Source organism: Streptomyces sp. NPDC096311, from assembly GCF_044763085.1.
GTDB lineage: Bacteria > Actinomycetota > Actinomycetes > Streptomycetales > Streptomycetaceae > Streptomyces.
Genome location: NZ_JBIWFN010000002.1, coordinates 89,561 through 108,392, shown reverse-complemented (window position 1 = coordinate 108,392; position 18,832 = coordinate 89,561). Strand labels below are relative to the sequence as shown.

Below are 18,832 nucleotides of genomic sequence, written 5' to 3'. Positions count from 1 at the left end.
CGTCGCTGTCGCTGTCGCCGATGCCTCAGCCGTGCAGCTCGAACAGCCCGGTCACATACGCCGTCAGCCGTTCGCCCAGCAGTTCGGGGGTCAGGTCTGCGCGCCCCAGTTCCCGCCACGGCACCGCGAGCTTCTCGGCGTCGGGGGAGTAGGCCAGCGCGTCGAGCAGCCGCCAGTACAAGTGCTCCTCGGCGCCGGCCGGTCGGCGCCCGCCGTGTGCCTCGTACCGCGCGCGGAACCCCAGGCCGTACGCCTTCCCGTGGAGCAGCGCGAGAGCCGTGGAGCAGTGGGCCACGTCCAGGTCGGCGGGCCCCCACGAGGTCTCCACCCAGTCGACCACCCCGCTGATCCGCAGAGTGTCGCCCGCGCCGGTGAAGAGCACGTTGCCGGGATGGAAGTCCCGGTGCAGGAAACATCCTTCGTACGCCGGGGGTTCACGCCGGATCACGTCCACGGCCCGCTCCCACAGCGTCCCCCGGGGCGCGCGGACGCGTTCGGGCGAGGTCCATGCCTGGTACGGGCGCGGGCGGTCGGCCGGAACCACCGCGTGGATACGGGCCAGTTGGCGGGCCAGCAGGTCGATCCGCCGGTCCAGGTCCTCCTCGTCGACCCGTACCCCGCCCGGCAGCAAGGACATCAACAGGGAGGGGTGGTCGCAGTGTTCGGCGGTGGCGTCGACGGCGTGGAGCTCGGGCGTGGGTACGTCCTCGTACGGGGCGAGCAGGGTGAGGACGGACGCCTCGCGGGCCAGCAGACCGGCCGCGTGACGGCGGTAGAAGGGCTTCACGAACGACCGCAGCACCAGACCCGTACCCTCGTCGAGGGTGAGCCGGCGCATCTGGGAGCTCCAGCCGCCGCGCAGGGCCGTGGACTCCCGTACGCTCCTGCCGGCCGGAAGCTGCTCGGCCACCCAGCCGCGGGTCGCGGTCCACCCCCGCTCGCCCAGTCCCACGAGTACGGCGTCCACGAACCGCGCCCGGTCGGCGGGATGTTCGCGCAGCCACAGGCCCAGCGTGTGGTCCGCGTCGGGGAAGTCGAGCCGGCTGAACTGGGCGCGGGCGGTGAGCGCGTCCGTCACGGCTTCGGTGACGGCGGGCGGGATGACGGCGTCCGTACCGGGTACGGCGAGGACCGCACGGCCGTCGTACCCGCGCAGCACGTCGAGCGCGGGGGCCCGCCGCCAGCTGTCCGGCGCCCGGATGATCTCGCTGAAGCGCGCTCCCCCGCTCTCGACTTCGCTCGAGCGGGAGGTGCCCCCCTTCTCCCCGAAGGGAACCTGCCAGGCCTCGGCGCCGTACACAGCGGGCGCGCACAGGCCCAGCGCCACCACACGCCGCCCGTAGTGCCCGGCGAGATCGGCCACCGTCTGGCCGCTCATGCTGAACCCGACGAGGATCAGCGGACCCTCCGCCGGGACCGACGCGTCGATGACGGAGACGGCCTGCTCGAAACGTCGGCGCAGGCTCAGGTGCCTGAGTTCGCCCGAGCTCTCGCCGTGTCCGGAGAAGTCGAGGGCGAGGCCTCGGCAGCTGCGTGCCACGAACTCCTCCAGCAGCGGGAGCAGGCGCTCCTTGTTGCCGAGGCCCGCGCCGTGCAGCAGGACGACGGTGGCCGCGCCGCCGGGGCCACCGTCACCGCCGCCGCTGACGCAGCTCAGTCGTTCACCGTCATGGTCGTGTGCGAAGGAGGCGAGCATCCCCCCATTTACCCACGGCGGCTTTTCCCCTCTCTACGTACCGACGGCCCCCGGCCAGGTCACAGACCCGGGGCGCCCCAGATCGGGAACCAGCGGCTGAGATCCTGCTCGATCCGCAGATCGTCCGCGAGCGCGGCCTTGACCTGCAGTTCCAGCGCGTTGTCGCGCCGTTGGGCCTCGCCGGCCAGCGGCGCGAAGGGATAGAAGGTGCCGCGCTTGTAGAGATAGACGAGTCCGAGCCGCCGCTGCCCGGTGTCCTGGAATCCGGCCACGGAGCAGAGCAGCTGCGGTCCGAAGCCGCTGCCTTCCAGCGCGCTGTTGACCGCGTGCAGATCACTGACCAGTGCGGGCAGATCGTCCGGTTCCCGCCGTGAGACCAGCCACGAGTATCCGTACTCGTCCCGGCTGACCTCCACCGGCGGACCCGTGCGTTCGGCATCCGCGTCGAGCAGTTCCTGCACCTCCTGGTGCGCCTGGGCGAAGGCCCCGCCCTCGACGCTCGCGAAACACACCGCTCCCGTCCCGGTCGGGGTGAACCCGGCGGCGGCCTGCAGGGTCAGGGCCGCCGACGGCAGCCCGAAGAGCTGGTCGAGATCGGGCGCGACGGCCTTGGTGCGCCCGAGCAGGATGTCCAGGAACCCCATGCAGTCGGCTGCCTTTCCGGAAGGGACGAAGGGCCATGGCCCAGGATGAGCGGGGTGGGTCGGAAAAGGACGGGAAGAAGAGTCAGACGCTGCTCTCCGGAGTCGCCGCCTCACCCAGCTCCGCCGAGATCCTGCCCAGTTGTTCGAGCCGCTGCTCCAGGCTGGGGTGGGTCGAGAAGAGCTTCGCGATCCCCGGTTCGGCACCGAAGGCCGGCGTGAAGTAGAACGCGTTGAACGCCTGCGCCGTCCGCAGGTCCTTGGTCGGGATCCGCGCGATGTCCCCGGAGACCTTCGTCAGCGCGGACGCCAGCGCCGAGGGCCGGCCGGTGAGCAGGGCGGCGGACCGGTCGGCGGCCAGCTCGCGGTACCGGGACAGGGCCCGGATGAGCAGGAAGCTGATCGCGTACACGGCCGCGGAGACCGCCATCACCGCCATGAAGATCGCCACGGTGTTCTGGTCCTTGCGGCCGCGCCCGCCGAAGAGCTGGGAGTAGAAGGCGAACCGCACGATCAGCCCGGCGATCACCCCGAGGAACGAGGCCACGGTGATCACGGCGACGTCCTTGTGCGCCACGTGCGACAGCTCGTGCGCGAGGACGCCCTCCAGCTCGTCGGGCTCCAGCCGCCGCAGCAGCCCGCTGGTCACGCAGAGGACCGCGTGATCGGCGTTCCGCCCGGTCGCGAACGCGTTCGGCATGTCGATGTCCGACACGGCGACCAGCGGCTTCGGCATGTCGGCGACGGCACACAGCCGGTCGACGACCCCGTGCAGCTGCGGATACTCCTCGCGCTCCACGATCCGGCCGTGCATCGCGTAGAGCGCGATCCGGTCCGAGAACCAGTACTGCGCGCCGAGTAGCAGTGCCGCGAGGACCACGACCAGCACCCAGGACTTCAGCAGCACGATCAACGCGGCGACGAAGGCCACGTACAGCAATCCGAGCAGGAACAGCGTGACCGTCATGCGTACGGTCAACCGCGGATCGCTCCGGAACCGGCTCTGCATCTGCATCACCCCCGCAGTAAGGCACTCGTCCCGCTGTCCAGTGTGCACCTGCGGACGCCCATGAAGCGGTTCCGAACAGCCCTAGGAGGTGCAAAGGCAACCTGTGGGATTCCGGGCAGGATCTGAGGGATTCCCTCCAAGATGCTGAGTGGTCGATCGCCGACTAACCTTTACTCGCGAGCAGCTCTTCATGAAAAGAGCCGCCATCGGAGTACGCCCGCCGCACGCGTCGGCGGTCTGAACGTACTCCCTGTACTCGGGCGAGCATCGCGCCGGACCCGCTCCGCCGCGGTCACGGCCATCTGCCATCCGTCTCGTGCCTCCGAAAGACCGCACGAGGGGTGCAAGGAGGATTCATCCATGAAGGCACAACGTGCGAGGCGCTTCTTCGCGGTATCCGCCATCGGCGTTCTGATGGCCGGAGGCGCGGCGATCGGCGCAGCAGGTACGGCCTCGGCAGCTGCCCCGGCCCAGGCCCAGACCCACGCCACCACCTACGGCTGTTCCAACTGGGGTGGCCGTGGATTCGGCAACTGCGGGTTCGGCTTCAACAACGGCTTCAACAGCGGCTTCAACCGTTTCGGCTTCAACAACGGTTTCGGCTTCAACAACGGCTTCGGCTTCAACAACGGCTTCAGCAACGGCTTCGGTGGTGGAGGAGTCGTAGTCGTCGTGGTGCCCTGACGGACCACGGCCGAGGGCCGCCACCTGTACGCACAGGTGGCGGCCCTCAGTTTTTCAGGCGTCTTTTCAGGCGTCGTGATCTTTAGACGTCGTAGTACAGCTCGAACTCGTGCGGGTGCGGACGCAGCTGCAGCGGCGCGATCTCGTTCGTGCGCTTGTAGTCGATCCACGTCTCGATCAGGTCGGACGTGAAGACGTCGCCCGCGAGCAGGAACTCGTGGTCGGCCTCGAGGCGGTCGAGGACGGCCGGGAGGGAGGTCGGGACCTGGGCGACGCCCGCGTGCTCCTCGGGGGCGAGCTCGTAGAGGTCCTTGTCGATCGGCTCGGCCGGCTCGACCTTGTTCTTGATGCCGTCGAGGCCCGCGAGCAGGAGCGCCGAGAAGGCCAGGTACGGGTTGCCGGAGGAGTCGGGCGCGCGGAACTCGACGCGCTTGGCCTTCGGGTTCGAACCCGTGATCGGGATACGCATGGCCGCGGAGCGGTTGCGCTGCGAGTACACCAGGTTGACCGGGGCCTCGAAGCCGGGGACCAGACGGTGGTACGAGTTCACCGTCGGGTTCGTGAAGGCGAGCAGCGACGGGGCGTGCTTGAGGATGCCGCCGATGTAGTAGCGGGCGGTGTCCGAGAGGCCCGCGTAACCGGCCTCGTCGTAGAACAGCGGGTCGCCGTTGGCCCACAGCGACTGGTGGACGTGCATGCCCGAGCCGTTGTCACCGAAGATCGGCTTCGGCATGAAGGTCGCGGTCTTGCCGTTGCGCCAGGCGACGTTCTTCACGATGTACTTGAAGAGCTGGAGGTCGTCGGCCGCGGCGAGCAGCGTGTTGAACTTGTAGTTGATCTCGGCCTGGCCGGCGGTGCCCACCTCGTGGTGCTGGCGCTCGACCTGGAGGCCGGACTTGGCCAGCTCCAGGGAGATCTCGGCACGCAGGTCGGCGAAGTGGTCGACCGGCGGGGTCGGGAAGTAGCCGCCCTTGTAGCGGACCTTGTAACCACGGTTGTCCTCGAGGGCGCCGGTGTTCCAGGCGCCGGCCTCGGAGTCGATGTGGTAGAAGGCCTCGTTCGACTTGGTGTCGAAGCGCACGCTGTCGAACACGTAGAACTCGGCCTCGGGGCCGAAGAACGCGGTGTCGGCGATGCCGGTGGACGCGAGGTAGGCCTCGGCCTTCTTCGCCACGTTGCGCGGGTCACGGGAGTACTGCTCGCCCGTGATCGGGTCGTGGATGAAGAAGTTGATGTTGACCGTCTTGTCGCGGCGGAACGGGTCGACGCGCGCGGTGGACAGGTCGGCGCGGAGCGCCATGTCGGACTCGTGGATGGCCTGGAAACCGCGGATCGAGGAACCGTCGAACGCGAGCTCCTCGGCCGGGTCGAAGGCCTCGGCCGGGATCGTGAAGTGCTGCATCACGCCCGGCAGGTCGCAGAAACGGACGTCGACGAACTTGACGTCCTCGTCCGCGATGAACTTCTTGGCCTCGTCGGCGTTCTGGAACATCCAGCTCCTCCTACTCCCGCCCACAGTGGACCGGGGTGGTAGTTCGTTCGTGCGGCCAGTGCGGTGGCACACGCTGGAGCCGACCATAGGGATGGGGGATTTCTCCAGCGTGACCCATTTGTTTCGCCCAAGTTAACCGACCCGGGGTCGCCAGGCCCCTCGTGTCCGCATGCCAAAACGGGCGCAGTACCGTGGACGGGTGGACAACAGGCAAGCAATCGGATCGTGGCTCTCCGGACCCCGCGCGGCCCTGGAGGACGCTGGTGCCGACCTCGGATACCGGGGTGAACAGCTGGGTCTGCCGGAGCAGGGCCCCGGCTCCATCGCCCGCCCCGGCCGCAGGCTGGGCGCCCTCGCCATCGACTGGGCCCTGTGCCTGTTGATCGCATACGGACTGCTCACCCACGGCTACAAGCCGGGGTCGACGGGCAACTGGGCTCTGCTCGTCTTCTTCGTCCTGGGCGTCCTGACCGTCGGCACGGTCGGCTTCACCCCGGGCAAGCGCCTCCTGGGCCTGCGGATCGTCCCCGAGGGCGGCGGCCGTCTCAACCCGCTGCGCGTCCTGCTGCGCACCGCCCTGCTGTGCGTGGCCATCCCCGCCCTGATCTGGGACCGCGACGGCCGCGGCCTGCACGACCGCCTGGCCCGCACGATCGAGGTCCGGGCCTAGGAGGGCCTGTCCGGCGGATCACGCCGGAGACGCGGGCCTGATCCGCCGGACAGGCCCTGGCAACCGGGCACCGGGCCGTACGACGAGTGGTACGACGACGAGTGGTACGACGATGGGGGCGCCCGGAGTGATCCGGGCGCCCCCATCGTCGTAACGCTGCTCAGAGGAGTGTCAGCGGGCCTTCGGTCCGCCGCGCGGCATCCGCATGCCCTTGGGCATCGGACCCTTCGGAAGGGGCATGTTGCTCATCAGGTCGCCCATCGCGCGCAGCCGGTCGTTGGTGGCCGTCACCTGCGGGCCGGTCAGGACGCGGGGGAACTTCAGCATCGTCGTGCGGAGCTTCTTGAGCCCCACCTGACCCTCGCCGGAGCCCACGAGCACGTCGTGCACGGGCACATCGGCGACGATTCGCGCCATCTTCTTCTTCTCGGCCGCCAGCAGGCTCTTCACCCGGTTCGGGTTGCCCTCGGCCACCAGCACGATGCCGGCCTTGCCGACCGCGCGGTGCACCACGTCCTGGCTGCGGTTCATCGCCACCGCCGGAGTCGTGGTCCAGCCACGGCCGATGTTGTCCAGTACGGCCGCTGCTGCGCCGGGCTGGCCCTCCATCTGTCCGAACGCGGCTCGCTCGGCCCTGCGCCCGAAGACGATCGCCGTCGCGAGGAAGGCGAGCAGAAGGCCGAGAATGCCCAGGTAGTACGGGTGGTCGATCAAGAGGCCGATCGCGAGGAAGACACCGAAGGTGACGATTCCGACTGCCGCGAGTACAAGACCGATCTTGGAGTCGGCCTTGCGAGTCATCTTGTAGGTCAGGGCGATCTGCTTGAGTCGCCCGGGGTTAGCAGCGTCCGCTGCAGTTTCCTTCCTCGCCATGCCACGAAGTCTACGTGGCCCGACAAGCGCCGACGACGGCAGTGTCCGGGCAGGCGGCGGCAGCGCCCGCACGGGGAGTCCGGCGACGGCTAGGAACGCGTCGCCACGGACTCCAGCACGCGCTGCGCCTCGACCCGGTCCTTGGCGCGGCGGCGGTCCTCCAGGACGGAGGTCCAGGCGTTGCGGCGGGCGGTGCGCTGGCCGCTGCTCATGAGCAGCGACTCGACGGCACGGAGTGCATCGGTGAACGACGGGATGGCTGTGGCGCGTACGGGCGCGGCCTGCATGATGGAGGTCCCCCCTCGGGATGGCGGCTCTGGACGGGGCGGTACGTGGAGTAAGACCAGGGTCACTGATTGGTGTTACCAGGGCGTGACCGACCGGTCAAACACCAATGAAGCCTTGATGCGGCGGGCCTCCAGCGCGACGCCGTCCTGACGCCTGTCCCCATCTGCGCGGACGGTCCGCAGCGCGGTGAATTGGCCACATTGTGGGGGGAGTTGCTTGTGCGCCGATTCACACGCGAGCGGTGGCACTGAGTGCCACCGCTCGCGTTGTACGGCGTTTTAAATTGTGTCGCCCGCGTTGCTCCGTACGGGTGTTCAGACCGCCTGCGAGGCGATGTACGCGCCGCGCTTCTCGATGGCCATCTGGTACAGCCGGCCGGCGCGGTACGAGGAGCGCACGAGCGGGCCCGACATGACGCCGGAGAAGCCGATCTGCTCGGCCTCCTCCTTCAGCTCCACGAACTCGTGCGGCTTGACCCAGCGCTCCACGGGGTGGTGGCGCACGGAGGGACGCAGGTACTGCGTGATGGTCACCAGCTCGCAGCCCGCCTCGTGCAGCTGCGTGAGAGCCTCGCTGACCTCCTCGCGGGTCTCGCCCATGCCGAGGATGAGGTTCGACTTCGTGACCAGACCGTAGTCGCGCGCCTCGGTGATGACCTTCAGCGAGCGCTCGTAGCGGAAGCCCGGGCGGATGCGCTTGAAGATCCGGGGGACCGTCTCGACGTTGTGCGCGAAGACCTCGGGGCGGGACGAGAAGACCTCGGCGAGCTGGGCGGGCTCGGCGTTGAAGTCGGGGGCGAGGAGCTCGACCTTGGTGCGGCCGGCCTCGCGCTCCGCCGTCTGCCGGTGGATCTGGCGGACCGTCTCGGCGTACAGCCAGGCCCCGCCGTCCTCCAGGTCGTCGCGGGCGACGCCGGTGATGGTGGCGTAGTTCAGGTCCATCGTGACCACGGACTCGCCCACGCGACGGGGCTCGTCGCGGTCGAGTGCCTCCGGCTTGCCCGTGTCGATCTGGCAGAAGTCGCAGCGCCGGGTGCACTGGTCGCCGCCGATCAGGAACGTGGCCTCGCGGTCTTCCCAGCACTCGTAGATGTTGGGGCAGCCCGCCTCCTGGCAGACCGTGTGCAGGCCCTCGCTCTTCACGAGGTTCTGCATCTTCGTGTACTCGGGGCCCATTTTCGCCCGGGTCTTGATCCACTCGGGCTTGCGCTCGATGGGGGTCTGGGCGTTCCGGACCTCCAGGCGCAGCATTTTGCGTCCGTCGGGTGCGACTGCGGACACATCGGCTCCCTGTAGCTTCGATTCTTCGGCGTACACCAGGGTACGCCCGTACGGTTCTCGGCCCCCGGGGTGGGCAACCTTGCGGACCGGGGGTGCATTCCCGGGGGTTTCCTCGCCCCCGCCGCCCCTACCCGTCCCCTCCCCACCTGGGGGCTCCGCCCCCGACCCCCCGACCGGCCTGAACGGCCCCGTCCTCAAGCGCCGGACGGGCTGAAGGCTTTCAGGGGCGCGGGGGACTGCGCGAGCAACCCCCACGGGCCCGCAGCCGAACGGACCGGGCGGGCGGGGGGTGCGGGGCGAAGCCATCCGTCAGGCCGAGGCCCGTTCGACCTCGCGGGGGCGCAGGTCGGCGTTCTCCAGGACGTCGCGGAGGTGCTTCTCCGCAACCGGCAGCACCTCGGCGATGGTGACCTCGCGCCCCAGCTCGTACGCCAGGGACGTCACCCCCGCGTCCCGGATCCCGCACGGGATGATCTTGTCGAAGGAAGATGTGTCCGGATTCACGTTCAGGGCGAAGCCGTGCATCGTGACGCCCTTGGCGACCCGGATCCCCATGGCGCAGATCTTCCGGTCCTCGCGCCGCTGCCCGGCGTTGGAGGGCGCGTACTCGGGCCCGTTCAGACGGGGGTCGAACTCCTCGTCCGTCAGCCGCGGGTCGAAGTCGAGGGAGAGCCCGCCGAGGGCGGGGCGCGAGGCGACGGGGTCACCCAGGACCCAGACGCCCGCCCGGCCCTCCACCCGGCTGGTCTCGACGCCGAACTCGGCGCAGACCCGGATCATGACCTCTTCGAGCCGCCGCAGGTGCGCCACCACGTCCACCGGACGCGGCAGCTTCTGGATCGGGTAGCCCACGAGCTGCCCGGGCCCGTGCCAGGTGATCTTGCCGCCGCGGTCCACGTCGACCACGGGCGTGCCGTCGAGGGGCCGTTCGCTGTCCGCCGTACGCCGGCCCGCCGTGTAGACCGGCGGGTGCTCCAGGAGCAGGCAGGTGTCGGGGACCTCGTCCAGGAAACGGGCGGCATGCACGCGGCGCTGCTCGTCCCAGGCCTCTTGGTACTCCACGGCCTCGGCACCGAATCCCATGCGGACGAACCGCAACTCACTCACGGCAAGCGCCTCCCTAGAAGCCTCAGAACCTTCAGAACCTGTGGTGTGGCAACCGGCAGAACCGGTGGTGTGGCAACCGGCGGGCCCGTTGCGCGGCAGGCGAAAGAACCTTTCGTCAGGTACGTAACGCGCCCACGCCACTGTACGTCCGGGCCGCGAGCGTCAGCCCAGCGGTCAATCCTCACACGATCGGATGAATGTATGTCGATGCGCGCGATCAGGTGCTTACTCTCCGCTACATTCGCGCCGTCCATGAGGCCATAAGGGCTGCTCACAGGCAATCCGGGCACCCAGTGATGCCCGGAAGGCAGGAGACCGCACCGCAGATGACGGAACGACCCGCGCAGCGCACTCCCAATCGCCAGCTCGCCGCGCTCATCGCAGAAGCGGGGTTCTCCAACGCAGGTCTCGCCCGTCGCGTGGACCAGCTCGGCCTCGAACACGGACTTGACCTGAGATATGACAAGACATCGGTGACGCGGTGGCTGCGCGGGCAGCAGCCCCGCGGCACCACACCCGCCCTCATCGCCGAGGTGTTCACACGGCGCCTCGGCCGCCGCCTCACCGCGCAGGACCTCGGGCTCGACGCCTGCGCACCCGTCTACGCGGGCCTCGAGTTCGCCGCGACCCCCGAGGAGGCCGTCGACATCGTCAGCGGCCTGTGGCGCAAGGACTCCGGCAGCCACACCGAGCTCCGCAAGATCGCCTTCACCCCGGCGGGACTCGTCGTCCCCAGCCGCGACTGGCTGATCGGACGGGCCGACGACCGGGTGAGCCGCGGCGACCCGGCCGCCACGCGCATCCCCGCCCAGGGGCGCCCCGCGGTTCCCCGCCAGCGCAGCCAGACCGAACGCGGCCCCGGCCAGAAGGTCACCGGCGGGGACATCGCCGCCCTGCGCTCGGTGGGCGAACTGTTCCGCGCCCTCGACCACGCCTACGGCGGCGGCCACGCCCGCCAGGCCCTGGTCCGCTACCTGGAGCACGAGGCCGAGCCGATGCTGCGCGGCGCGTACGGCGAGCAGACCGGGCGGCGCCTGTTCGCGGCCGCCGCCGACCTCACCCGCCTCGCCGGCTGGACCTCGTACGACATCGCCGCGCACGGGCTCGCGCAGCGCTACTTCGTGCAGGCGCTGCGGCTGTCGCAGGCGGCCGGCGACCGGGCGTACGGCTCGTACGTCCTGGTCACCATGAGCCGGCAGGCGGTCTACCTCGGCCACGGGCGCGAGGCCGTGCAGCTCGCCCGGGTCGCGCAGCAGGGCGTCGGCTCGTCCGTGCCGCCCGTCGTCCAGGCGCTGCTGCACTCCGTGGAGGCGCGCGGGCACGGCGTACTCGGGGAGGTGCGGGCCTGCACGGCGTCGCTGGTGCGCGCCGAGCGGGCCCTCGAATCCGCCCGGCCGGGGGACGAGGCCCCGCACTGGGCGCGGTTCTTCGACGAGGCGCAGCTCGCCGACGAGTTCGGGCACTGCCACCGGGACCTGCAGCAGTACCGGGCCGCGGCGCAGCACGCCGAGCGCTCGCTGCAGTTGCGGGCGCCCGGCTTCGCGCGCAGCCGGCTGTTCTGCCGGGTGGTGCTCGCCTCGGCACGGCTCGGGCTCGGGGAGCTCGACCAGGCCTGCCAGTTGGGCGCCGAGGCCGCGGGGCAGGCGGCGGAGATGCGGTCGGTCCGGGCCGTCGAGTACGTACGGGACTTCGAGCGACGGCTCGAACCGTACCGGGACGCGGCACCCGTTCGGGGCTACCGGGATCGGGTGGCGGCCCTGGGCTGACTCAGGCCGCCGTTTCCAGACGCTCCTGCGTCGCGGCCGGACGGGCGCCCAGGTCCATCAGGAGGGCGTGGGCGGCCCGGCGGCCCGAATGCAGGGCGCCCTGGACCGTGCCGGTGTCCCGGTGGTCCCCGCAGACGTACAGGCCCGCCAGGAGGCGTACAGGGCGGCGCAGGTCGTGCGGCGGGGGCATCGCGGGGACCGCGTCACGGGTGTGGTGGACCGCGAGGAGTTCCCAGCGGGTCGTCGACGTGCCGTAGAGGCGGGCCAGTTGGGCGCGGACCGCGGTGTCCAGATGGGCGGCGGCCGGGGGAGTGCCCAGCACCATCGAGGAGACGAGCGCCCGTCCGTCGGGGGCGCGGGACGGGTCGACCTGGCTGATGACCGCTGTCTGCGCCACCGGGCCGCTCCGGTCGGCGTCCAGCAGCAGGGCCGGGTCGGTCAACGGGGGCTCGTCCGTGGTGTGGTGCAGGACCGTCACGGGATGGAAGGCCGGGACGCGCAGACCGGGCAGCAGCCGGGCCGCGGCGCGGGCTCCGGTCGCCAGCAGGATGGCCCGGCAGCTGAGTTCGCCGTGGTCCTTCGTCGTCACGGTGGTCGTGGAGACCGCGGTGACCTCGACGCCGGTGTGGACGGTGCCCGGGGGCAGGGAGGCCGCCAGGAGCTCCGGCAGGGTGTCCGCGCCGCCCTCCGGCAGACACAGCCGGCCCGAGGCGAACGAATGCAGGGCCAGGTCGGCGGCGCGGCTGGAGGTGGTGAGGTCCGGGTCGCACAGGAGTGCGGCGAGCAGGGGGCGCAGAAAGCCGTTGACCGTACGGGGCGGCAGACCACGGGTGGTCAGCGCCTGTGCGGTGGGGAGGTCGGGGCGGGTGAGGAGGCCTTCGGGTGGTGTGGCGGCGAGGCGGGCGAGCGCGGTGGCCAGGCGGGTCTGGTCGAGGTGGCCGCCGAGGGGGCCGGGGCGGGAGGACTGGCTCCGGGGGAGCCGAGGGGCGCTTGCGAGGGCGCGTGCGGCGGTGAGTGCGCCCCTTGCGCTCCGGGGGGTGGGGGCGGCGGCGCGATGGTGGCGGCCGTCGCTGTGCAGCAGCACGCCCGGGGAGAACGGGCGCAGGGCCAGGGTGTTCAGGCCCGGGGTGCGGTGCAGTTCGGGGTACGAGGTGGACAGGAGCCGGCCGATGCGGTCGAGCCGGAAGCCGTCCACCTTCTCCGTCGTCATGCGGCCGCCCACGGTGGGGTCGGCCTCCAGAACCTTCGTCGTGAGGCCCGCCCTGGTCAGGTGCTGGGCGGCCGCGAGTCCCGCGGCTCCGGCCCCGACGATGACGACGTCCACGTCCGCCTTGCATACGGGCTCTAGCACGTACCCCTCCTCGAGGTTGCGCGGCCGGTGGGAACGTCATGCCCCCAACGTGCCCTGGGGATACCCGAGTTCGGGTCGAGGGTAGGTGCGTCTGGAGCCGTGGACAGTCGCGCGTCGGGCGTGCACGGTCGCATGGGGGTGCACGGATTCCTTGTCCGCGGGTGAGTGGGGCTCGGCGCGCAGTTCCCCGCGCCGCTGAGGCGGGGCTCCGCCCCGCGTCCCCGCGCCCCCGAAAGCCTCAGCTCGCCCTCGTTTTCGGCCCGTCCGGCGTTTTGGGAACGAGGAACGTTTGTCAGTGCAGGGCCGCTCGCAATGCGCCCTCGATCGACGGGAAGGTGAAGGTGAAGCCGGAGGACAGCAGGCGGGTGGGGTGGACGCGTTGGCTGCCCAGGATGTCGCCGGACATGTCGCCGAGGGCGAGGCGCAGGAGGGGAGCCGGGGCGGGGAAGACGGTGGGCCGGTGCAGGACGCGCCCCATCACCTCGGTGATCTCCCGGTTGGTGAGGGGTGTCGGCGCGGTGAGGTTCACCGGCCCGGACAGTGACGACGTGTCGATGAGATGCCGGATCGCGGCCACCTCGTCCTGCAGCGAGATGTAGCTCCAGTACTGGCGGCCGTCCCCCATCCGCCCACCGAGCCCCGCCTTGAAGAGCGGGAACAGCTTCCCCCACGCCCCACCCTCACGGGCCACCACCAGCCCCGTACGGGCGAAGACGGTACGGACACCCGCCTCCCGCGCCGGCTCCGCCGCCCCTTCCCACGCCACGCACACGGAGGGAAGGAATCCCTCCCCGGGCGGCGCCGACTCGTCCACCACCCGGTCGCCCGTCTCGCCGTAGAACCCGATCGCACTCCCGTTGACGAACACCCCAGGCCGCTCGTCGAGAGAGGCCACCGCCGCCGCCAGTGTCGCCGTCCCCCGCACCCGGCTGTCCAGGATCTTCCGCTTGTACGCCTCCGTCCACCGCCGCGAAGCGACCCCCGCCCCCGCGAGATTGACGACCGCCGTGCACCCGGCGAGGCCCGCGGCGTCCATCCGCTGCCCGTCCGGATCCCACCGCACCTCGTCCTGCCCGCGGGGCGCACGCCGTACGAGGCGGACCACCTCGTGTCCGTCCGCGGTCAGGGAGCGCGTCAGCGCCGAGCCGATCAGGCCGGACGCGCCGGCGATCGCGATACGGGACCTACGGGAATCCGGCGCGAGCGGTGAGTCGTTCATGCGCCCATCCTGCCGCGCGCGCCGGGAAAGTACGGGACGGGATCGCGCGCGGCCGCCGTAAAGTGACCTTCATGCCGGTACCGCACATACGCATCGCCACCCTCGACGACGAGGACGCGCTCGGCCGTCTCGACCGTGTCACCTGGTCGACCCTGCACGCCGTCATGCCGCGCCCTCAGCCGCCGTACGAACCCTTCTACAACGAGCGGTTCGGCCCCCGGGACCATCACGTCGCCGAACTCGACGGCGTGCTCGTCGGCTACATCCGGCTGGGCTATCCCACGCCCCTCGCCTGCAACTCCCACGTCCGGCAGATCCAGGGACTTGTCGTCGCCGAGGAGGCGCGCCGCGCGGGCGTCGGACGAGGGCTGCTGCGGGCCGTGCTGGACGGGGCCCGACGGCAGGGCGCCCGGCGGATCACGCTGCGCGTCCTCGGGCACAACACCGCGGCACGGAAGCTGTACGAGTCCGAGGGCTTCGAGGTGGAGGGTGTCCTGCCCGAGGAGTTCCTGCTCGACGGCGATTACGTCGACGACGTGTTCATGGGCCGCCTTCTCTGAGCTACGAGGTGATCAGGTCGCCCGTGTCCACCGGTGTCGTCGCGGCCGCGGCGCGCTGGGCGTCGCCCGCGACCTCGTCGGCCGTCAGGACGTAACCCGTCTCGTTGTCCGAGGTCGAGCGGGCGAACACGACGCCGTACACCCTGCCGCCGGTGGTGAGGAGCGGGCCGCCGGAGTTGCCGGGGCGGACGGTGGAGCGGATCGAGTAGATCTCCCGGGTGACCATGCTCGAGCTGTAGATGTTCTGGCCCCGCGCGTTGATCCGGCTTGCGACCGTGGCCGCCTGGAGATCCAGACCGCCGTCCTGCGGATAGCCCGCGACGACCGCCGAGTCGCCGCGCTTGGCGCTGTCGTCGAAACGCAGGAGGGGGACCTTGAGGTCCGGTACGTACAGGACCGCGACGTCCTTGCGCGGGTCGAAGAACACCACCCGCGCCGAGTACGCCCGGCCCACACCGCCGACGCGCACGGTCGGGTTGTCGATGCCCGCCACCACGTGGGCGTTGGTCATCACGTGCCGCGCCGCGTACGCGAACCCGCTGCCCTCGCGGCCCTGGTTGCCCGCGGCGCCCTCGATCTTCACCGTGCTGCGCTTGGCGGCGCTCGTCGCCGCCGCGGTGACGCTGTCGCCGGAGGGCTTCGCGACACCCGCCGTCGGCTCGTTCTCGAACGGGTTGAAGACCTGCGGGAAGCCCGCCTCCGTCAGCGCCGAGGTGGCCCGCGAGAACCAGGTGGGCGTGGTGTCCGGCATCGCCGTCTGTACGGCGCCCAGCAGCGTGGAGTTGCGGATCGACTGGGTGATGAGGGTGGACGAGGAGGCTCCCAGGACGCTCGCGGCGACCCAGGCCACCAGCAGCACCGCCACCGTGTTCGCCGCCGCCCCGCCGACCCCGTCGGCCACCCGCAGCGGCCCCTGGTCCAGCTCGCGGCGCAGCTTCAGCGCCAGCCGGCCCGCCAGCTCGTGGCCCACCACGGCGGGCACCAGCACCGTCAGCACGGCCGTCACCGTCGCCGCCGACGTCCCCGCCGTCACCAGGTCCATCATCCACGGCAGCACCCATACGCCGATGACGGCGCCGCCCACGAAACCGGCCAGCGAGACACAGCCGGCGACCAGACCGCGCCGGTAGCCGGACGCCGCGTAAGCAAGGATCACCAGCAACAGCAGGAAGTCGAGCAGGTCCACGGAGCCGCCTTTCTCTTGGGCCCCTTAGTACGCGTGGGGCAGGCCCAGTGATCAGGCACGCGCGCGTGGAGCCGGGAAACGGCCACGTGCGCGTGGACCTGTAAAAACGTCCCGGACCAGGACGATGGTTCCACCAGGTGGCACAGCACACATCGCGGGGGGATCGGAACCGGGTCAGGGTGGCCCCATGCGTGTCTTCCGAACGGCGCGAGGGGCATGGACGCGGCTCGCACGGAGGGTGTGGACGCGGCGTGCCGCCGTCGTCGTGCTCGGGTGCGTGCCCGGTCTGCTCGCCGTGCTCGCGCTGGTGGTGTGTGCGGTGGGGGTCGACCGGAGGGTCGTCGAGCGCGAGCGGCCGGTGGCCGCGCCGCTGCCCGCGGGTCCGCATCGCGCGGCGCGGCCGGTCATCGTGCCGCGGTCGCGGTGGCTGGACGCCGGGAGCACACACGCGCAGCCGCCGGCCCGCTACGACGATCACGTCGTCGCGGTCTTCGTGCACCACACCGACTCGCCGAACGCGTACGAGTGCGCCGACGTGCCCCACATCATCCGCTCCCTGTACGCCGGTCAGACGGGTGTCCGGCGGTGGGACGACATCGGGTACAACTTCCTCGTCGACCGCTGCGGCACGATCTACGAGGGGCGGGCCGGCGGGGTCGACCGGGCCGTCACCGGAGCGCATACGCAGGGGTTCAACCATGGCACCGCGGGGATCGCGGCCATTGGTACGTTCGGGGCGGGGACGCCGGTGCCGCGGGCGATGACCGAGGCGATCGCCGTGTTGGCGGCGTGGAAGCTGGGGCTGTCCGACGTGGATCCCCGTGCCAGGGTGCGGCTCGTCTCCAGCAACGACCTCAGCCGTTACACCGCCGGTACGAGTGCGGTGCTGCCCACGCTGGCAGGCCACGACGCGGGCTTCATGACCAACTGTCCCGGCGCCGCGCTGACGTCCCAACTCCCCCGAATCCGCTCCCGAGCCGCCCACCTCCAGGGCCGCTGACCGCCGAGGAACGCGTTCACAGACAGCCCACAGTCGAGTCAACGGTGTCTCAGATCGCCGCTCTCTAGTGTCCTTCTCGTAACAGCCGACTGGAGGTGGGGAAGATGAGCAGCAGGCGTACCGAGAAGACGGGCAAGGCGAACAAGGCGGCCGGCGCGGGGGGTTGGAACACCGCTTTGCGGACCCCGTGGACCGTGGCCTGTGCCGTGGTGACGGTCCTCGTGGGACCCGCCGCGGCCACTGCCTCGGCACTGGACCGAGCCAACGCCGCACCCCCGTACCACGCCCACGAGAACCACGAACACCACAAGAACCACGAGGCACACCTCCCGTACGTCACCCCGTACGCCACGTTGCCTCAGTCCCTGAAGCGCTCCCACAGCTTGGGATAGCGCTCGGCCAGCACGGACTCGTTCTCGAAGTCGAGCGGCGTCCCCTCCGGCTCGGGCGACGCGGGCGGAATGCCCAGGTCGGGCGCGACGACCCCGGTCAGCTGTTCGTACGCCTCGTCCGCGGCGTACCCGAGCTCCTCACCGTCCCCGTCGAGGTCCTCGTCGAAGTCGTCCAGGAGGTCGGCGAGCGTGTCGGGATCGTGCATAGCGCCCTCGAAGACCTCCCGGCCCTGGCCGATCAGCCAGCACCGGAAGAAGTCGAAGGCGTCGTCGCTCACCCCGTCGAGCAGGACCCACGCCGCGCCCCACAGATCCCAGCGGTAGGCGCGGTTGTAGCGGGCCTCGAAGTGACGGGCGAAGTCGAGCACGGCGTCCGGGTCCAGCTGGACGAGCCGTTCGACGAGCAGATCGGCGTGGTCCTCGGGGTCGCCCTCGACGGCCTCGCGGGTCGTGTCCACCAGCTCCCAGAACTCCGTCTCGTCCATCACGGGTCCAGCATCGGGCCTGAACGGGAGTGACGCACGCGGAGTGCCGCAGATTGTTATGCGCGCACATGCCGACGGTAAAACCGCCAGCTACGAGGCGTCTTCCCGGTCACCGGTACAGCGCCGCCAGCCGCGCCGCGTCCCTCGCGAGCCGGTCCCGCAGCGCCGCGGGGGAGAGCACCTCCACCTCGGGCCCGAGCCCCGTCAGTTGCCCATGGGCGACCTCCTCGGACTCGACGGGGAGGGTGACCGTCACCCAGCCCCGCCCGTCGGGCTCACCGCACTCGCCCAGCGCCTGTCTCGCGGACGCGGGGTCGACGACGTACGCAAGTCTCCGCACGCCCTCCGGAGACAGCCGTACGACGGCCTCCGCCCGCAGAAGGGACCGTGCGAACTGCTCGGCCCGCTCCGCCCAGAACCCGGGCAGGTCGAACCCGTCCTCGCGGGTGAAGCACTCCGTGGCGGGCCGCACCTCCGTGAAACGGTCGATCCGGTAGACCCGGAAGGGGCCGGATCCGGCCGCCCCGGGCTCGGGCACCCGCGCGCACAGGTACCAGACGCCCGCCTTCAGTACGAGCCCGTACGGTTCGAGGACCCGCTCCACCTCGGCCGTCCCGCGCCGGTACCCCGCGGTGATCCGACGGTCGTCCCAGACCGCCTCCGCGACCGCGGGCAGCAGCTCGGGCGTCTCGGGCTCGTTGAACCACGCGGGCGCGTCCAGATGGAACCGCGCTCCCGCCGCTCGCGGGGCGTCCCGCAGGGAGGGGAGGAGGGCGGCGGAGACCTTCAGGCGCGCGGCGGAGGCGGCGTCCTGCAGACCCATGTCCCGCAGGGCCCCCGGCACCCCGCTCAGGAACAGCGCCTCCGCCTCCGTACGCGCCAGGCCCGTCAGCCGGGTGCGGTAGCCGCCGATCAGGCGGTAGCCCCCGGCCCTGCCGCGGTCCGCGTACACCGGAACGCCCGCCTCCGACAGTGCCTGCGCGTCCCGCGTGATCGTCCGTTCGGACACCTCGAGCTCCCGCGCCAGCTCGGCGGCGGTCATCGACGGCCGTGACTGGAGCAGCAGCACCATCTTGATCAGGCGGGCAGCACGCATACGGCCATGATGCCGGGCCCCACTGACAGCGAAGGGG

The 18,832-nt window shown here is 71.0% G+C and carries 19 protein-coding genes; 6 read left to right on the top strand and 13 right to left on the bottom strand.

Features of this window, described 5'->3' with window-relative positions; all coding sequences use genetic code 11:
* Positions 1–25 precede the first annotated feature (25 nt).
* The 3 genes from ACIRA5_RS05095 to htpX all read right to left on the bottom strand — a co-directional run bounded on the left by ACIRA5_RS05095 (position 26) and on the right by htpX (position 3,346).
* Positions 26–1,696 carry a phosphotransferase gene (locus tag ACIRA5_RS05095; RefSeq protein WP_403687404.1) on the bottom strand — a complete coding sequence of 557 codons (1,671 nt, stop codon included), beginning with the start codon at positions 1,694–1,696 and terminating at the stop codon, positions 26–28.
* Between the two features lie 59 nt (positions 1,697–1,755).
* Positions 1,756–2,340, bottom strand: coding sequence for a hypothetical protein (locus ACIRA5_RS05090; RefSeq protein ID WP_095855073.1), 585 nt, complete (start codon positions 2,338–2,340; stop codon positions 1,756–1,758).
* An 82-nt stretch (positions 2,341–2,422) separates the two neighbouring features.
* Complete coding sequence (gene htpX, locus ACIRA5_RS05085; protein WP_403688563.1) at positions 2,423–3,346, bottom strand: zinc metalloprotease HtpX; 924 nt, start codon at positions 3,344–3,346, stop codon at positions 2,423–2,425.
* A gap of 360 nt (positions 3,347–3,706) precedes the next feature.
* Here htpX and ACIRA5_RS05080 point away from each other — a divergent pair, with 360 nt between their 5' ends.
* Positions 3,707–4,030, top strand: coding sequence for a hypothetical protein (locus tag ACIRA5_RS05080; protein ID WP_403687401.1), 324 nt, complete (start codon positions 3,707–3,709; stop codon positions 4,028–4,030).
* A gap of 82 nt (positions 4,031–4,112) precedes the next feature.
* Here the strand turns inward: ACIRA5_RS05080 and glnA are convergent, their stop codons facing one another.
* Positions 4,113–5,522 carry a type I glutamate--ammonia ligase gene (gene glnA / locus ACIRA5_RS05075; protein ID WP_054229275.1) on the bottom strand — a complete coding sequence of 470 codons (1,410 nt, stop codon included), beginning with the start codon at positions 5,520–5,522 and terminating at the stop codon, positions 4,113–4,115.
* A gap of 199 nt (positions 5,523–5,721) precedes the next feature.
* Here glnA and ACIRA5_RS05070 point away from each other — a divergent pair, with 199 nt between their 5' ends.
* Complete coding sequence (locus tag ACIRA5_RS05070) at positions 5,722–6,192, top strand: RDD family protein (RefSeq protein WP_352052176.1); 471 nt, start codon at positions 5,722–5,724, stop codon at positions 6,190–6,192.
* Positions 6,193–6,363: 171 nt separating this feature from the next.
* Here the strand turns inward: ACIRA5_RS05070 and ACIRA5_RS05065 are convergent, their stop codons facing one another.
* The 4 genes from ACIRA5_RS05065 to lipB all read right to left on the bottom strand — a co-directional run bounded on the left by ACIRA5_RS05065 (position 6,364) and on the right by lipB (position 9,740).
* Positions 6,364–7,065, bottom strand: a complete 702-nt coding sequence (locus ACIRA5_RS05065) for a DUF4191 domain-containing protein (RefSeq protein WP_095855076.1) — start codon at positions 7,063–7,065, stop codon at positions 6,364–6,366.
* Between the two features lie 89 nt (positions 7,066–7,154).
* Positions 7,155–7,352, bottom strand: coding sequence for a hypothetical protein (locus ACIRA5_RS05060; protein WP_054229278.1), 198 nt, complete (start codon positions 7,350–7,352; stop codon positions 7,155–7,157).
* 315 nt (positions 7,353–7,667) lie between these two features.
* Positions 7,668–8,633 carry a lipoyl synthase gene (gene lipA / locus ACIRA5_RS05055; RefSeq protein WP_352052175.1) on the bottom strand — a complete coding sequence of 322 codons (966 nt, stop codon included), beginning with the start codon at positions 8,631–8,633 and terminating at the stop codon, positions 7,668–7,670.
* Positions 8,634–8,942: 309 nt separating this feature from the next.
* On the bottom strand, positions 8,943–9,740 hold the full coding sequence (gene lipB, locus ACIRA5_RS05050) for a lipoyl(octanoyl) transferase LipB (RefSeq protein WP_403687395.1): 798 nt from the start codon (positions 9,738–9,740) through the stop codon (positions 8,943–8,945).
* Between the two features lie 326 nt (positions 9,741–10,066).
* Between lipB and ACIRA5_RS05045 the strand changes: the two genes are divergently transcribed.
* Entirely contained in the window at positions 10,067–11,506 is a 1,440-nt protein-coding gene (locus ACIRA5_RS05045) for a regulator (protein WP_403687393.1), read from the top strand.
* 1 nt (position 11,507) lies between these two features.
* Here ACIRA5_RS05045 and ACIRA5_RS05040 read toward each other — a convergent pair whose 3' ends face one another.
* A complete protein-coding gene (locus ACIRA5_RS05040) occupies positions 11,508–12,857 on the bottom strand; it encodes an NAD(P)/FAD-dependent oxidoreductase (RefSeq protein ID WP_403687391.1) in 1,350 nt (449 codons plus the stop codon).
* 292 nt (positions 12,858–13,149) lie between these two features.
* On the bottom strand, positions 13,150–14,076 hold the full coding sequence (locus ACIRA5_RS05035; protein ID WP_403687389.1) for a TIGR01777 family oxidoreductase: 927 nt from the start codon (positions 14,074–14,076) through the stop codon (positions 13,150–13,152).
* A gap of 71 nt (positions 14,077–14,147) precedes the next feature.
* Here ACIRA5_RS05035 and ACIRA5_RS05030 point away from each other — a divergent pair, with 71 nt between their 5' ends.
* A complete protein-coding gene (locus ACIRA5_RS05030; protein WP_403687387.1) occupies positions 14,148–14,636 on the top strand; it encodes a GNAT family N-acetyltransferase in 489 nt (162 codons plus the stop codon).
* Position 14,637: 1 nt separating this feature from the next.
* Here ACIRA5_RS05030 and ACIRA5_RS05025 read toward each other — a convergent pair whose 3' ends face one another.
* Positions 14,638–15,822 (bottom strand): MarP family serine protease, encoded by a 1,185-nt coding sequence (locus ACIRA5_RS05025; protein WP_403687384.1) that lies wholly within the window; start codon positions 15,820–15,822, stop codon positions 14,638–14,640.
* A gap of 187 nt (positions 15,823–16,009) precedes the next feature.
* On the opposite strand from ACIRA5_RS05025, the gene ACIRA5_RS05020 reads away from it, so the two are divergent.
* Both ACIRA5_RS05020 and ACIRA5_RS05015 read left to right on the top strand, forming a co-directional pair.
* On the top strand, positions 16,010–16,822 hold the full coding sequence (locus tag ACIRA5_RS05020) for a peptidoglycan recognition protein (RefSeq protein WP_403687382.1): 813 nt from the start codon (positions 16,010–16,012) through the stop codon (positions 16,820–16,822).
* Between the two features lie 104 nt (positions 16,823–16,926).
* Positions 16,927–17,214 carry a hypothetical protein gene (locus ACIRA5_RS05015; protein WP_403687379.1) on the top strand — a complete coding sequence of 96 codons (288 nt, stop codon included), beginning with the start codon at positions 16,927–16,929 and terminating at the stop codon, positions 17,212–17,214.
* Here ACIRA5_RS05015 and ACIRA5_RS05010 read toward each other — a convergent pair.
* Together ACIRA5_RS05010 and ACIRA5_RS05005 are read right to left on the bottom strand one after the other, a co-directional pair.
* Positions 17,181–17,699, bottom strand: coding sequence for a DUF4240 domain-containing protein (locus ACIRA5_RS05010; protein WP_352052182.1), 519 nt, complete (start codon positions 17,697–17,699; stop codon positions 17,181–17,183). The genes ACIRA5_RS05015 and ACIRA5_RS05010 overlap by 34 nt on opposite strands.
* 109 nt (positions 17,700–17,808) lie before the next feature.
* Complete coding sequence (locus ACIRA5_RS05005; protein WP_403687377.1) at positions 17,809–18,795, bottom strand: helix-turn-helix transcriptional regulator; 987 nt, start codon at positions 18,793–18,795, stop codon at positions 17,809–17,811.
* Between the last annotated feature and the right edge of the window lie 37 nt (positions 18,796–18,832).